Here is a 15,351-nt window from a genome sequence, read left to right on the forward strand (position 1 = left end):
TGAAGCCATGGACGTTTTTCGCAAAGGATTCAACTAATTTCTAATCGGTCTATTATAGTTAACCGTTACCCTGCCATTGGTTTGATTGACAGTGACGCTGGTTTCTACGGTGTACATTGTCGCACCAGGAGGGCGTCCTTTAAAGGTAAATGTTATGGTATTATCGTCGTTCTCTGTATAAGGTGCATCTTGTACCGGACCATGCATCGCCGCTTCAGCCCGATATTGCCTCAATCCACCATTAATCTGTTCAGCCGCTTGTCGGGCTAGATTTTTCGCTCGATTCAGGTCAATGTAATATCCGGGATCTATTTCTGGAGATGATGCAGGCGATCGCGGCGATGTCTGGGCTATGCCATTGACGGCATTCCCAGCAAATGTTATCAAAGTTAGGGCAGAAACTATTAGGATTTTATACATACTTCTATCCTCACAAGTTTGAAGACATAGATTACCTATTATAGCGTTTTTTCTAAACATTAGTGCTTGCAAACCTTGAGGGGCGCTCGCCTTGCAATCTTTGTTGTTCAGTTATCGGTGGGGAGGGCGGGTTTTGTTGTTCAGTTATCGGTAAATATCTAATTTAGTTCCTAAACCCGCCCCTACAATTGTGCCTAAACCCGCCCCTACATTGTCCCCATTGCTTGACCCGCTAACCAAGCCGTTGTCCAAGCATTCTGAAAATTAAATCCGCCCGTAATTCCATCAATATCCAGGATTTCACCCGCAAAGTAAAGCCCCGGACAGCAGCGACTTTCCATGGTTTTAAAGTTCACTTCTTTTAAATTTATCCCGCCACAGGTAACAAATTCTTCCTTAAAAACACCCTTCCCTTGAATCAAATAATGTCCCTGATTCAGTTCTTGTACCAATTGATTCAGCGCTTTTTTCGAGAGTTCTGCCCAGCGTTTGTTTGGGTCAATACCAACATAGCTAATTAAACTCTGCCATAACCGTTTCGGAATCGGAATTGGGCAACTTGTGCTGATATGACGGTGCGGAAGTTGAGATTTAACCGATAGTAATAGCTGGCGTAGATAGTCTTGAGTATATTGAGGAAGCCAATTAATCACTAAAGGAGTTTGGTAGTGACAATCGTGGAAAAATCGAGCCGCCCAAGCCGACAGTTTAAGGACAGCTGGACCACTTAATCCCCAATGGGTAATCAGTAAGGGTCCGGTTTGTTCCTTGACAGTTTTCCCGGCTTCTGGTAGTTTTATATGAACATCATTTACACTAACTCCAGCTAAATCCTGTAAGCGTGGGTCTGATATCGTAAACGTAAATAAAGAGGGAACCGGGGATTGGATAGAATGACCTAAATCCTTAGCAAAGCGATAACCAAGGGGATTACTTCCCGTCGCCAAAAGCACGCGATCGCACTCGATTATTTCCCCGGTTTTTAACTGGAGTTGAAACCCAGAGGTGAGGCGAATGGATTTAACTGGAGTCGCGGTGCGAATCTGAACCCCTGCGTTTATAGCCGCATGGATGAGACAATCCACAATGGTTTGCGACGTATCCGTAACCGGGAACATTCGCCCATCCGCTTCGGTTTTCAGGTGTACCCCCTGGGCTTCAAACCAGGCGATCGTGTCTTTGGGTTGAAACCGCGTAAACGCCCCGCGCAAGGCTTTCCCCCCCCTGGGATAGGCTTGTACCAAAAGGGCGGGGTCAAAACACGCATGGGTGACATTACAGCGCCCCCCACCAGAAATCCGCACCTTAGTTAAAGGCGTTTTCGAGGCTTCCAGCAGGATGACTTGGGTGTGAGGATGAGCGGATGCAGATGCGATCGCGCCGAAAAAACCAGCCGCACCCCCACCGATAACGACAATTTTAAGAGACAAGGTGCTTGCATTACTCAGGGTTATGATTATTCTAAGGGTTCAAAATCTGATTTAGCCGCCCCACAGACGGGACATACCCAGTCATCAGGGATATCCTCAAAAGCGGTTCCGGGTTCGATACCGCCATCGGGATCACCTTTTTCGGGATCATATTCGTAGTTGCAAACGGTGCAAACATATTTTTTCATCGTTGTCTTCTCCTATTATTTGATTCAGTCGTACAGTTTATCGTACACCGTATTGCACAACTTATTCAGGCTAGCTATAGTTCATCTTCCCAGCCACCTAGCCTTTTGAAGAGGCGATTAAAATCGCTGCTACAAAAACAAAGTCCGCCTGTGCGGACTAGGTTATAACGGGGGTAGCGTTCCTCAGATTTGGGATAAAAGCATCCCCACTGTGCCAATTACTTTTAATCCAATTTGTTTAGCAACGCGACGTGCTTTTTTATCGTCGAGAATAAGAATAACATTATTAAGTTTCATTGCCAGAGAAATCGTTTCGGCTTCTCCTTCATCCATTTAAGTTTTCAATCTAAGTTTTTTGGGCAAGTAGTCGCTTAGGCTTAATGATTCGCAATTTTAGATCATTTCCTTCTAGGAGAATTAATATTTCATCTCCTTCTTGAAGTCCGAGTTTTTGGCGAATGGGGGCAGGAATTGTAATTTGTACTTCAGGTTTTAGTTTTACTTTCATGGCATATTTACTCAAAGTCTAAAAAGCTGAATCGGGGCGGGTTTAGTTACATCGGGTTACAACCGAAAAGATAGTTGTGAAACCCGCCCCTACACAATTCATACCAAATCCGGGTTAGCCACCCCCTTTATAAGCTAGTCCGCGCAGGCGGACTTTGTTTGTGTAGCTGCGACTTCTAGTCGCCAAAGCAAAAAAAGGGTTTGTGAAATTTACCTACCTACCTACCTACCTACCTATCTATCTATATTTATTAATCCATTTTTGTTTTGCTATTGATAGTTTCTTTTCCCATCCCGGTGAAACAGCCCCTAAACTTTGATACAAAATAAGCTGTCATGCATTTAAATTGGGTATTAGTAGCGAGCAAGATGCAAAGCCTGCGGCATGGCTTCGCTAAACGCACTACAAGGCTTTCGCCGTTATTGATTAAGGTTTAAATGCCGAACAGCTTAGATGGTATTTGCATAATGTATGCAAGAACTGTTTAAAATTATATTGATTTTTTATTGACTCCACCTATCGATCCGACGCCGTTATTGCAGTATGGGGATAATCCTACGGCGATTATTCTGAGTATCGCTATTCTACTCTGGGTCTTGCGTCCGGTGATGTTACGCCAATAATCAAATCCTGGGGAAACGCTGGGATCGACTCAGGATAAGTTAACACCTTGGGGTAAAGGCGCGATCGCAGCCTTTGTGCGTGCTTTTAATTCCAACAATTAACGGTTTAGCGCCGAGGATGGCTCTACGAAAATTGTTCTGCATAAGTTCCAGCCGCTCAGAGTTAGATCCGACTGAACAACCCTTGATTCTCGCCAATCAATCTTAAACTATGGAGGTACAACCCTTGAGACGATACCCCCGCCCACGTAGCCCCTGATACACGAGTGATGAGCAACCATTTGAGCGCCGTAAAAATCCCCACTAACACAGCTTCCCGATATTGGAGTGCGATCGCGATTGATGCAGCCGGGAAACGCCAAGTCCGGGAAATTACCACAGCAAAGGCATTTTTCCTGGAATCATTCCCTGATTTTACCCCAGAGACGCAAGTCTCTGATACCCAGGTTCAGCGTCAACTCTGGTACTGGATGCAGGAAGCTGATCAGAGTAGTATGGCTCAACTTTGTCTCAAATGCTTTATGTCACAGCAAATTGACGCTGTTTGTCGGGGGTTAGCCAGTCGGTTTGGTGCGGAACATGGCTTTACCAGTAACGATTTATTACCCTTTGTCTTAGACGAAGAAATCGGTAAACCTCGCCGCCATTCTCCCACCTACCAATCCTTCCTGGATGAAATCTTACAGAGTTTTGACCCCGAACAAAGCAGCCTCGCCACTTGGACAACCCGTCGGGTGAAACACCATAAACCCCTAAATCAGTTTCTACTCGAACATGGGATTTATTTAGTCAGTGATTGGGCAATCTTAAATGATACCAAACCCAAACAACTCCACCGGATTTTCACCGAGTTTCACAACTTAACCCCATCGGAAATCCAACGCGCCCAACACCTTCTCGATGCTTATCACGCCGTCTACCGCAGTCAACGCCTAAAACAACGTCTCGCTGGAGTTAAAGGAAAATGTCACCCCCCCACCCCCGAACAATTACAACAAATGGCGCATCGCCTCTCCTCTCCCCTACGCCCAGAACCCCTCCTGCGCCAACTGCAACTCATCGCCTCTCGACTGCGTGAGTACCGAATTTATGTACGCGGTGGGAAGTTAAAAAGCGAATCCTTGGATGCAACGCCAAATGAACCCCTAGATGTCCCCTATTCTGAACCCACACCCGATCAACAAAGCGAATTTTTAACCGCCTATCGCCAACAGTTTCTTCAGGGTTTAGATCAAGCCATTGCCCAAATCACCGGCGATCGCACTCGGAAGTTACAGCGCCGAGATTCCCAAAAAGCCCAACAGTTTCTCACCGCGTTGCATCTGTTTCACTGTCAAGGACAATCCATGTCCGATATTGCCCGCAACTTTAACTATAAAGGACAATTTCAAGTCAGCCGTTTACTGAAACTGAAAGCTTTTCGTGCTGATATTCAACGAGAATTACTGGTTTATTTAAGCGATCGCATCCTGGAGAAAGCCCAACGCTATACCAATCGCCAACGCCTGCAAACTGTTCATCACCAGATTCAAGAGGCGATCGCCGAACAAGTCACTCAGGTGATCGAAGACGCGGCGACAGAAGCGAGTACGGCTACCCATGAACGCCATCAAAAAACCCGCAGCCTCTTTGCTAAAAGACTCTGCCATTATCTAGATAACAGGAGTAATATATCATGACTTTCTACTCAACCACTCAACCCGGGCTTGATGGTGACGCTTTCGCCATTGAAACCATCCACCTGTCTGACGATGCGATTGAACAAGCCGTTCACCTCGCCCAACCCATTGCTAATGAGGAACGCCAATGGCAAACCTATCTCAATGCTTTAGCCTTATTTGGCTTTGAGTCATGGTTAGCCGAACGTAGTTCTGATTTAACCGTAAATCGCGATCGCACTTCCCTGTTCAACTCTGCGACAGCAAATCTCATTGAAGCGGTTTGTCATCTTCAAGTCAATGGGTTTAACCTCTGTCTAATTGCCCAAGGTAGCCTAACGGATGATCAAGTATCCTTACCCCGAACCGTTGTCGATATTCCCGAATTTATCCCCCATTTCTACGTCGTGGTAGACGTACAAGAGGAAGAGGAAACCGCCGTGGTGAAAGGGTTTGTCTCCTATCCCCAACTCATCGAACACCGGGATACTCTAGGCTTAACCCCTGAGGAGGATTGGACGTATTCATTCCCCCTCGATTGCTTCGACACCGAACCCAGTCACCTCCTCTTAGAATTACGCTGTTTAACCCCCAGCGCCATTCCCCTCCCCCCCATTCCCAGTGATCGCCGCCTGCAACTTGCCCAGATGCGATCGCACCTGGAAACCCAACTCCCCCAACTTCAGTCTCCGACATCTCAACTTTGGCACCATTTAACCTGGGAACAAGCCACCCTCGTACTCACCCGTTCTGAGTTACGCACTTGGCTGTATCAACTGCAAACCGATCCCCAAAGCCAACCCACCCTCCGAAACTACCTGTCTGATGTACTCAGCCGCATCACCCGAAACGTAATTAATGTGGGACACTGGTTACAGGATGAACTAGACGAACTTGCTCAAGAACTCTCCTGGCAACTTTTGCCTAGTTTAACCCCCGCTACCGCCATGCGATCGCCCACCGCCGAATTGGATGCGATCGTGCAACAACTGGAGTACAATAACGTCGAGATTCCACCTCAAGCCAAAGGCGCGTATCGTAATCTCCAGGTGGCAGACATCCCCCTGCGCTTATATGCCATAACCTGGCCCCTCTTATCTGCAACCGTCCCCGAATGGGCGTTACTGATAATTTTAGGCACAGAGTCGCCAACGGGTTTCCCAGAGGGTCTAATATTACAGATTAGTGATCAAACCGAGAGTTTAGTCGAACAAGAGTTAGATGCGAATAGTTCCTATTTCTTCACCAGTGTAGTGGGAACATGGCAAGAGACGTTTGGCGTCACGATCCGTTTAGGATCGGATATTGAACACATCCTGCCTCCCTTTGGCTTCAATCTCTAGAATTAGAACTAAAGCCCTGAACTAAAGTACTCGAAGAGAAGCCGCTCCGCGTCTACGGGCTAAAAGCTAAAACCCGTTTTAACGGGTTCAAACTGATATCTTGCATCTTTGTCAGTGGGCTTGCTGCACAAAGCCAAAATCCTTAACCATCAATACTTTGAGCTTTATTGACAGAGAGTTTGATTCAATGAAATCGGGTAGCATCCTTCATAAGTATGGCATCACTTTGCTCAGGAAAAATGTACCCTTGCTCCCCCAGCTCCCCCAGCATTCGACTGAACTTCGACAGGCTCAGGGGTCCGCGCTCACGCCGAAGTCTTCCCCAGCTTCCCCCGCTCCCCCTCACCACAACACTTATTCAGCAGCCCCTAAGCTAGTCCGCGCAGGCGGACTTTGTTTGTGTAGCTGCGACTTCTAGTCGCCAGGACTTCTAGTCGCCAGGGCAAAAAAGGGGTTTCTATTAAAATAGAATATAAAACTTTTGGTTCCTTGGATTTTAACCCAAGGCGGTTGGTGAGACTGTAGCTTGAAATTTTGCTTCTGCTTTTGCCTTCTGCTTTTTAATGGTGTAATCTGCTCGATCCTGTAAACTACGATTTTAGCCTCATGACCTATTTATCCCTACCCCAACAACTTCACTCTCTCAGCTTGGCAACAGCGACGCTGCTGTTAACATTACTATCGCCGATTTCCCTATCCCCTAATCTGTCCCTATCTCTATCAACCCAGGTACAAGCCCAAATCCCTCAAAATCAACTGGGTGCAGCCCAACAGTTGCTAGAGGAAGGAATTGATCTGTATCAGCAAGGTCAAATGCAGGAGGCGTTGAATCGACTAGAGGAAGCATCAAACTTGTTTAAGCAAGTCGAAGCCCCCGTAGAAGAAACCATAGCTTTGACTCAGATGGGTCTAATTTATGAGAATCGTCAACAGTATGATGATGCACTAAACGCTTACGAACAAGCCTTAAGCCTAGCCAAAACCTTCGATGATCCTTACCAAGAAGCGATCATCCTTGATTACATGGGTTCAGTCTATTCAAGTCTAGAACAATATTCTCAAGCACTGGATCTGCACCAAAAGTCACTGGCACTTTTCCGAGAAGTGGATAATCGCCGCAGTGAAGGCATTGTATTGGGCAATATTGGCAAACTTTATTTCGCTCAAGATCAAAATGAGCAAGCGATCGATTCCCTTAAAGAAGCGTTAAGCATTTATCAGGACTTGGACGAAAATATATTAGAAGGAGAGGTTCTTTATTACCTAGGATTATCCCATCAAAACTTAAAAGATTATACCCAAGCTTTAGACTTTCACCAGCAAGCCTTAGATATTTTCAACGCTGAAAATATCCCTGAGTTGCAAGCTTTATCTTTATACTATATGGGGATAATCTACAGTCAACAAAAGAAAGATAAAATGGCGCAAACGTCTTATCAAAATGCCTTGACGATTTTTGAAGAATTAGGAAATGAGCAAGGAATTGCAGCTATTCGTTATCAAATGGAAACGCTTGACCAATAATTGAGGGGTGACATGCATTTCAGTTTGTGAGGAACTGTCCCCAACTATAAGTCCCGAATGACTAATTACCCATGAGAAATGACAAAGAACCGATTTCCAAAACAGAAGCCAAGCAACTCTTAGAACGTTTAGTATTTGACGATGAACGTCCTCAAGACTGGGTACAGGATGTTTGGGGATTGAGTCCAACTTTAGGAGAAAGTGGTGCCAAATTGCTAGAGGTATTTGAAGCGTTGATTGAATGTTGTCCTGATGAGAAATTGGAAAATTTAATCCAAATTTATTATCAAGATAGGTTGTGAGGGGGTGAGGGGGCGTAGGGGCTTGGTTACCAAGCCCGCACATTTTTATTAGGAGTGATTTGCTGGACATCAAAGTATTGATGGCTCAGGGTTTCTGGGTAGTGCAGCAAGCCCTACTTATTCTTTGAAAGCAGTCTTGACACATCAGCATGCATCAGGGCAATATTGGGATCACGTTGAATTGCTTGATAGTAACGTTGCTCTCGATTTGTCCCCGCTTCATCAGGAGAAACCAGAGAACGGGCTTCGTCTAAAAGCTCATTTGCCTGATGCAACGTTATCGGTTCTTTGGCACTCAAAGCTTCATCAATCTGGACAATAAATTGAGAGAAAGGGCGTAACCAACTAAACCATTCATCTTGGACAACCAGTTGGAAAAACTCTCCTTTTGAACGAATACGCCCATGAAACCGTTCATACCTATCGCGTTCCGAGTGGAGAAGGGCTTTATGCAGTTGCAGCAGCGCCCCACGCACATCGCGCAGGCGTTGAAAGGGTAGGTTTCCGGGAGAATAGGTAAATGACATGAACTAGGATTGCGATCGCGACTTTCTTTATCTTAGATTGAGTTTAACATTGGTGTAGCGTGCCATTCGCGATCGCGCTTTAAAGTGAGTTAATAATAAACACGTTATTATGGACAATAGTACGTCTAATTTAAAACTGATTCTTTATAATGTATAATAATGAAATAAAGTTTCGCGATCGCGTAAAATTGAACCTCGATAATACCTTAACCCTACAGTGGGAATAATTCACATAAGACATAAAACAAATGACAAATGACGATCTCCACCGATTCCAGCTTTGCCGATACCCAAACCCATTGGGCAAAAGACTCAATTCACCAGCTTTTTAGCCGCCAAATTATCAGTGGTTATCCGGATGGTAGCTTTCGCCCCAATAACTCCGTTACCCGGGCTGAATTTGCGGCAATTTTAAATAAGGCTTTTCCCCAAGTTACCCCGGTGCGCGATGCCATCAACTTTCGCGATGTACCCGCCAATCACTGGGCAAATTCCGCGATTCAAACCGTTACCCGTGCTGCATTTTTCTCCGGTTATCCGAATGGAACCTTTCGCCCCAATCAACCCATTCCCCGTGTGCAAGCGCTGGTAGCATTAGTGAGTGGGTTAAAGTATGACCGTGACCCGAATCCTAACTCAATTCTTCAACAATACTATGATGATGCGGCGGCTATTCCCAATTATGCACGAGGCGCGATCGCAACCGCAACCCGTCAGTTTTTAGTCGTTAACTATCCAGATGTCAGACGCCTACACCCGAATCGCAATGCGACACGAGGCGAAGTGGCTGCACTGATTAGTCGGGCGTTAAAACTTCCTGGCGTTCCCCAACAGTATGTTCCGGGTTGGGATATCATCGCGATTGAACCTTTATTTGATGATGCGGATTCCTTTAGCCAAGAACGGGCGAGGGTCAAACTGGGAGAGAAATGGGGATATATTGATAAAACTGGCACATTTATTGTTGATCCGCAACTGAATGAAGCCGAACCCTTTTCCGAAGGAATTGCATTAGTAAGATTGCAGCAAAATGGCGTTGACTTAAGCTGGGTTCGTAGTAGGCACTTTAGTGCCAGAAGCGCTAAAGCGCTGACTACAAACGCCCAAAAATTATCCTCACTAGAAATCCGAGGCGTTTGGCTAACGACTACCGATAGCCAAGTTTTTAATACCTCAAAAAACATAGCTGAGGCGATGGATTTCCTCGCCAACACTGGATTTAATGTAGTTTTTCCGGTGGTTTGGAATAATGGGGCGACGCTTTATCCCAGTCGCCTGATGCAAGATATCATGGGACTGGAAATTGACCCGCGCTTTACTGGGCGAGATCCCCTAGCTGAACTGATTCAAGCGGCTAAGAACGTGGGATTAGCCGTAATTCCGTGGTTTGAATATGGCTTTGCCAGTTCCTATAATCAAAAGGGTGGACGCTTACTTGCCCAAAAACCTGATTGGGCGGCGCGGGATAGCCAAGGGAATTTACTCACCAAAAATAACTTTGAATGGCTAAATGCGTTTGACCCCCAGGTGCAGGATTTTGTTATGGGACTTATCCTGGAAGTTATTAGAAATTACGATATTGCTGGAATCCAGGGAGATGACCGCTTACCCGCCCTACCCTCAGAAGGGGGGTATGATACCCAAACGGTACAACGCTATGTGCAGCAGTTCAACCAAGAACCGCCTAACAACCCAAAAGACTCCCAATGGTTACAATGGCGGGCGGATTTGCTAACGGATTTCCTCACTCGTCTATACCGACAGGTGGTAGCAATTAATCCAGAACTGATAATTTCAATCGCACCTAGTCCCTATCCTTGGGGATTCCAGGAGTATTTACAAGATAACCAAGCCTGGGCGGATCAGGGATTGGTGGATATGATACATCCCCAATTCTATCGCCGGGATTTTGCTAGTTATAAACAGCTTGTTGATCGGTTGGTGCATGACCAATTAAACCCAGTACAATTGTCTACGGTGATACCGGGAATCCTGATTAAAAGCGGGTCGTATCGCATCAGTTCCCAGGATTTAGTCCAGGTAATTGAGTACAATCGCGATCGCGGTTTAGCCGGGGAGGTGTTATTTTTCTACGAGGGCTTGCGCCAGGATAATGATACCTTAGCCAACGCCTTGCGATCGCACGTCTATGCTCAATCGGTTCCCTTCAACACTGCACAAGTAAAGGCACAAGGGTTTACCCATCGCCGCGTTGGGGCTGAATATCGTTATATTGACCGCTTTGGTAATCTTGTCACTCAGCCTGAATTTGATTGGCTGGATTCGTTTCAGGAGGAACGGGCGCGAGTGCGAATGGGGTACAAGTGGGGCTATATTGACAAAACGGGACACCTGATCACTCGTTTAGACTTTGATCAGGCGGATCAGTTTGCGGAAGGATTAGCGCGAGTAAAAATTGGTAGTCGGTATGGGTATATCGATTTATCCGGTCAATGGGTAATTTCTCCCCAGTTTGATCAAGCGACTCGGTTCAGTGAAGGGTTAGCGGCGGTGAAGGTAGAAGATCAATGGGGTTATATCGATAAAATTGGTAAATGGGTAATTCCGACTCAGTTTGATCAGGCGGAGTTGTTCTCAGAAGGATTAGCGGCGGTACAACTGGCAGGTAAATACGGATATTGTGACTCAAACGGTCAACTGGTGATTCCCGCGAACTTTGACGCGGCGGGTTCATTTGCCCAAGGACTTGCCCCGGTTCAATTGCGCGATCGCTGGGGCTATATTAATCCTACTGGAGAATTGGTTATTGAGCCACAATTTGATGCGGCGCAACCCTTTTCCCAGGAATTAGCCGCCGTCAAAATTGGATCGTTTTGGGGGTATATCAATAAAAAGGGCGATCGGGTCATTTCACCGGAATTTGATCAAGTCAGGTCTTTTAGTGATGGATTAGCGCCCATTCAGATGGGTAAACGATGGGGTTATATTCGCAATCTCTTTGACAAATTGTAGGGGCGCACCGACGTGCATTGGTGTCAACTTAAGGTGAGAACTAATACTGACAAGCGTTTCACCCTCATCCCCTAACCCCTTCTCCCACCCCCCTCGTTCCCCCCTACCCCCCTCATTCCCCCCTACCCCCCTCGTTCCCCCCTACAAGAGGGGGGAGGACAGAGGATGCTTCGCTTTTTTGGCAGGGGGGAGGACTAAGGATGCTTCGCTTTTTTTGCACGGGGGGAGGACAGAGGATGCTTCGCTTTTGTTGCATAGGAGAAGGGGAACCGGAATGATTAATGATAAAAGATGTAGCTGCCTATGTCTGGAATATAACACCTTTCTTGCTCCCCTCTCCCCAGGGTGGGAGAGGGGCTGGGGGTGAGGGGCTGGGGGTGAGGGGGTTGTGGCTTAAGTTGACACCAATGGATACTATCGTGCCCCTACAAATGGTGACTTATTGAATTTAGAGACATGGTATAGTGATTCAGTCAACATCAGATTCGTGAGCCTCTTCCCAAACTTCCCAGCCTTCTTTAATCAAATAAAATACGATAATAAATCCGGCAAACGGATCAGCTTGCCAAAAGCTAAACCAGTAATTCCCCACTAACCCTAAAAGTAATGCCACCGAAAGAAAGGAACACACCAATGTTTCTTTGGCATCGGCAATCAGCGCTTTACTATTGAGTTGTTTGCCAACTTTATTTTTTTGCCATGCCAACAGGGGCATAATCATCAATGAAAGTAGAGCCAGAAGTATACCCATAAATGATGGCTCTGGAACATCTTGGTTAATTAACTTCCTCAGCGATTCAAATCCAATATACCCAGCCATTAAGAAAAATGTAATTGCCACAAACTGGGTAGCTTGTCGCTCAATTTTAGCTTCAGATTCCGGTGTTAGGTTTTGATGCTGGCTGAGACGCCAAATTAAAATACATCCTGATAAGGATTCAACAATACTATCGAGTCCAAATCCAATTAATGCAATACTATTATTAATCGCGCCTAAAAGAATAGAAACAACGGCTTCAAGGATGTTATAGCCAACCGTAAAATATTCTAAATAAAGTCCTTTTTTATAAAGCTGGCTCATTAAGAAATACCTCGGCAGGATTTGTGGGGTTAGTTGGGATTAGGGCGGGTTTCGTTGTGCAGTTTGAGGTTGGTTAATTCATTTTAACCCTAAACCCGCCCCTACATCTTTGGCGTGCGATCGCGCTGGAAAATCCGGTGGGTTTTGTTGTCCGGTTTTAGGTTAATATATCAATCTGATATCGCAGCATAAAATCCCATTTAGGGGTGGGTTTAGGACGAAAATTAACCAAGAAACCAATAACGTTTCCACAAAATCCGCCCTTCCCCACCTTGTTATTGTGTCTGAAAGAAAGCGTAAATCCTGCCCTAATTTTTGCTGAACTTAAACCTTAACCTTAGCACTCATGTCTAACATGCGCTGAATCGGTTGTAACGCCGCAATCCGAATGTGTTCAGGTAAGGTAATTTCTGGCTGACGTTGCTTCATCGCTAGATAAAGTTTTTCCAGCGTATTTAACCGCATGAACGGACATTCATTGCAGTTACAATTATTCGTGGCAGGCGCTGGAATAAAGCGCTTATCTGGCATTTGCTTTTGCATTTGGTGAATAATTCCCGGTTCTGTCGCCACAATAAACTTGGAACGGGGACTGGTTTGCGAATACTTCAACAGCGCGGTGGTTGAGCCAATATAGCTGGCGTGACGTAATACTGGAGGTTCGCATTCGGGATGAGCAATTACCTCGGCGTCAGGATGTTCAATCTGTAGCTGGACTATTCTTTTTTCTGAGAAGGTTTCGTGAACAATACAACTCCCTTGCCACAGGAGCAAATCACGACCCGTCTGCTGCATCACATAGCGTCCTAAATTCCGATCTGGGGCAAAAATAATCGGTTGATCTGGGGGAATTTGCTGGACAATATCGATGGCGTTGGAACTGGTGCAAATAATGTCGCTCATCGCCTTAATTTCGGCGGAGCAATTGATATAAGAGATGACCAAATGGTCAGGGTGTTCTGCCTTAAACTGGGCAAATGCATCCGGGGGACAACTATCAGCCAGAGAGCAACCTGCCTCTAAATCGGGTAGAAGAACAAGTTTGTTGGGATTGAGAATTTTGGCAGTTTCTGCCATGAAATGAACACCCGCGAAGACAATAACATCTGCATCTGTATCAGCAGCTTGGCGGGAAAGTCCTAAAGAATCGCCAATATAATCGGCAATATCTTGAATATCGGGGTCTTGGTAGTAGTGGGCAAGGATAACGGCGTTGAGTTCCCGCTTGAGGGTGTCAATGGCGTCAAATAGGTCATCAGGGATTGACCCAAAGGGTTGTTTCGTTTGAGGCAGTACGGTTGTAAACAATGTTGTAAATTACCCGGAATATATACCTTCCAAATTAATTATAGTGAATTTTACCAAAAATAGCAGGGGTGATGTCATTCTTTCTTGACGAATTGGTAATTGGTCTTATGTCATTTGTCTTATGTCATTCGTCGGGGGATTGCGTTTTAGCGACTAACTGGGCAAACTCCTGTAATGCTTCCCCATATTGCTCTCCAGCCACCCAGAACAGATCATTATGACTTGCACCCTCTACCCAGAAGGAGCGTTTCGGTTCAGGGGCGGCGGCAAATAGGCGTTTTCCGTGGGAGAGGGGAATCGTTTCATCAGCAGTACCGTGGATGACTAAGACGGGACAGTTTACCTGGCTAATCTTGTCTAGGTTGGGAAATTTGTCAAAAGGCAAAATCGGGATGGGTAGCACGACGCGAAAGGCTGAGGTGAAACTGCTTTCGAGGATTAAACCTGCCAACGGGTGACGGGTGGCTAAATCGACGGCTGAACCGCCGCCAACAGAACGTCCATAAGCGATAATTTGTTCGGGGGGTACTCCCAGTTGCTCTTTTAAATAGGTAAAGGCGGCGTCACTATCGCGATAGGCATTCTGTTCAGAGGGACTTCCCTGACTTGTGCCATAGCCGCGATAATCGTAGGCAAAGACGCTAAATCCGAGACTGTGCAGATGGTGCAGTAGGGGCTGAATCTCACCTATGTCTTCAGCATTCCCGTGAATATAGAGGATCGTATAGGTAGCTGTCGGATTGGGCAAGTAAACGGCGGAAATCTGGAGATCATCAGCCGTCGTCAATTTGAGAATGTCAGGGGTGTCTGGGTAGCTGGAGGGGCGCGGTAGGAAAATCATCCGATCTGCCATAAAGAAGACGTATAGGGCAAAGAAGGCGTAAATGAAAATGAGCGATCGCACCAGTCGTTTCCAGCTAAACTCACCTAAGAGCCGTCGTTTGAGAGTTTCTTTATCCATAGCGTTTATTATGGCGCGATCAGAAGTTGTACACTTAGCTTTGCTGCTTTCTTGAGGACATGAAATGGCTTTAGAGTATCCAGAAGACTTAAAGTATCTAGACAGCCACGAGTATGTACGACTCGATGGGGAAATTGCCACGATTGGGATTAGTGCCTTTGCCATCGATCAGTTAGGTGATATCGTGTTCATCGAACTGCCTGATGTGAATAGTGCCTTGGAAAAAGGGGAAACCTTTGGCACGATTGAATCGGTGAAAGCCGTTGAGGATATGTATGCGCCAGTTACGGGAACGGTGATTGAACGCAACGATGCTGTCGTAGAATCACCTGAACAGATTGCGGAAGATCCCTACGGTGAAGGGTGGTTTCTGAAAGTGCGAGTCAATGATTCCGATGAATTGGAAGACACGTTGTCGGCGTCTGAATATCAGGCTCAGGTTGAGGGCGAGGAGTAAGCTGAAGGGTGCAGGGGGAGCAATGTAGAGACGTAGCAAGCTACGTCT

The 15,351-nt window shown here is 46.1% G+C and carries 15 protein-coding genes; 6 read left to right on the forward strand and 9 right to left on the reverse strand.

Going from position 1 to position 15,351, the window contains the following annotated elements; genetic code table 11:
* Window positions 1-33 precede the first annotated feature (33 nt).
* The 5 genes from MC7420_RS08975 to MC7420_RS36710 all read right to left on the reverse strand — a co-directional run bounded on the left by MC7420_RS08975 (window position 34) and on the right by MC7420_RS36710 (window position 2,546).
* Complete coding sequence (locus MC7420_RS08975; protein WP_006099607.1) at window positions 34-420, reverse strand: hypothetical protein; 387 nt, start codon at window positions 418-420, stop codon at window positions 34-36.
* A gap of 206 nt (window positions 421-626) precedes the next feature.
* Entirely contained in the window at window positions 627-1,850 is a 1,224-nt protein-coding gene (locus tag MC7420_RS08980; protein WP_006099882.1) for a BaiN/RdsA family NAD(P)/FAD-dependent oxidoreductase, read from the reverse strand.
* A gap of 26 nt (window positions 1,851-1,876) precedes the next feature.
* A complete protein-coding gene (rd, locus tag MC7420_RS08985) occupies window positions 1,877-2,038 on the reverse strand; it encodes a rubredoxin (protein WP_006099872.1) in 162 nt (53 codons plus the stop codon).
* Between the two features lie 183 nt (window positions 2,039-2,221).
* Window positions 2,222-2,371, reverse strand: a complete 150-nt coding sequence (locus tag MC7420_RS39400; RefSeq protein ID WP_198016406.1) for a hypothetical protein — start codon at window positions 2,369-2,371, stop codon at window positions 2,222-2,224.
* A 13-nt stretch (window positions 2,372-2,384) separates the two neighbouring features.
* Complete coding sequence (locus MC7420_RS36710; RefSeq protein WP_006099770.1) at window positions 2,385-2,546, reverse strand: AbrB/MazE/SpoVT family DNA-binding domain-containing protein; 162 nt, start codon at window positions 2,544-2,546, stop codon at window positions 2,385-2,387.
* Between the two features lie 892 nt (window positions 2,547-3,438).
* On the opposite strand from MC7420_RS36710, the gene MC7420_RS08990 reads away from it, so the two are divergent.
* From MC7420_RS08990 to MC7420_RS09005, 4 genes are all read left to right on the forward strand, one after another.
* A complete protein-coding gene (locus tag MC7420_RS08990; RefSeq protein ID WP_044205938.1) occupies window positions 3,439-4,848 on the forward strand; it encodes a hypothetical protein in 1,410 nt (469 codons plus the stop codon).
* Window positions 4,845-6,170 (forward strand): DUF1822 family protein, encoded by a 1,326-nt coding sequence (locus tag MC7420_RS08995; RefSeq protein WP_006099975.1) that lies wholly within the window; start codon window positions 4,845-4,847, stop codon window positions 6,168-6,170. The genes MC7420_RS08990 and MC7420_RS08995 overlap by 4 nt, the downstream gene beginning before the upstream one ends.
* A gap of 606 nt (window positions 6,171-6,776) precedes the next feature.
* Window positions 6,777-7,694: a tetratricopeptide repeat protein gene (locus MC7420_RS09000; protein ID WP_006099614.1), complete on the forward strand. Its 918-nt coding sequence runs from the start codon at window positions 6,777-6,779 to the stop codon at window positions 7,692-7,694.
* A 71-nt stretch (window positions 7,695-7,765) separates the two neighbouring features.
* Window positions 7,766-7,996, forward strand: a complete 231-nt coding sequence (locus tag MC7420_RS09005) for a hypothetical protein (RefSeq protein WP_006099621.1) — start codon at window positions 7,766-7,768, stop codon at window positions 7,994-7,996.
* A 113-nt stretch (window positions 7,997-8,109) separates the two neighbouring features.
* Here the strand turns inward: MC7420_RS09005 and MC7420_RS09010 are convergent, their stop codons facing one another.
* Window positions 8,110-8,523, reverse strand: a complete 414-nt coding sequence (locus MC7420_RS09010) for a hypothetical protein (RefSeq protein ID WP_006099842.1) — start codon at window positions 8,521-8,523, stop codon at window positions 8,110-8,112.
* A 255-nt stretch (window positions 8,524-8,778) separates the two neighbouring features.
* Between MC7420_RS09010 and MC7420_RS09015 the strand changes: the two genes are divergently transcribed.
* The gene (locus tag MC7420_RS09015) at window positions 8,779-11,496 is read left to right on the forward strand and encodes a WG repeat-containing protein (RefSeq protein ID WP_006099606.1); all 2,718 of its coding nucleotides are present in this window, start codon (window positions 8,779-8,781) and stop codon (window positions 11,494-11,496) included.
* A gap of 469 nt (window positions 11,497-11,965) precedes the next feature.
* On the opposite strand, the gene MC7420_RS09020 is transcribed toward MC7420_RS09015, so the two are convergent.
* From MC7420_RS09020 to MC7420_RS09030, 3 genes are all read right to left on the reverse strand, one after another.
* On the reverse strand, window positions 11,966-12,577 hold the full coding sequence (locus MC7420_RS09020) for a cation diffusion facilitator family transporter (protein ID WP_006099764.1): 612 nt from the start codon (window positions 12,575-12,577) through the stop codon (window positions 11,966-11,968).
* Between the two features lie 324 nt (window positions 12,578-12,901).
* Window positions 12,902-13,885, reverse strand: coding sequence for a quinolinate synthase NadA (gene nadA / locus MC7420_RS09025; protein WP_006099954.1), 984 nt, complete (start codon window positions 13,883-13,885; stop codon window positions 12,902-12,904).
* A gap of 124 nt (window positions 13,886-14,009) precedes the next feature.
* Window positions 14,010-14,846, reverse strand: coding sequence for an alpha/beta hydrolase (locus MC7420_RS09030; protein WP_006099692.1), 837 nt, complete (start codon window positions 14,844-14,846; stop codon window positions 14,010-14,012).
* A gap of 64 nt (window positions 14,847-14,910) precedes the next feature.
* Between MC7420_RS09030 and gcvH the strand changes: the two genes are divergently transcribed.
* Window positions 14,911-15,303 carry a glycine cleavage system protein GcvH gene (gene gcvH / locus MC7420_RS09035; protein ID WP_006099823.1) on the forward strand — a complete coding sequence of 131 codons (393 nt, stop codon included), beginning with the start codon at window positions 14,911-14,913 and terminating at the stop codon, window positions 15,301-15,303.
* Window positions 15,304-15,351: the final 48 nt, after the last annotated feature.

Origin of the sequence: Coleofasciculus chthonoplastes PCC 7420 (genome assembly GCF_000155555.1) — a bacterium.
Taxonomy (GTDB): domain Bacteria; phylum Cyanobacteriota; class Cyanobacteriia; order Cyanobacteriales; family Coleofasciculaceae; genus Coleofasciculus; species Coleofasciculus chthonoplastes_A.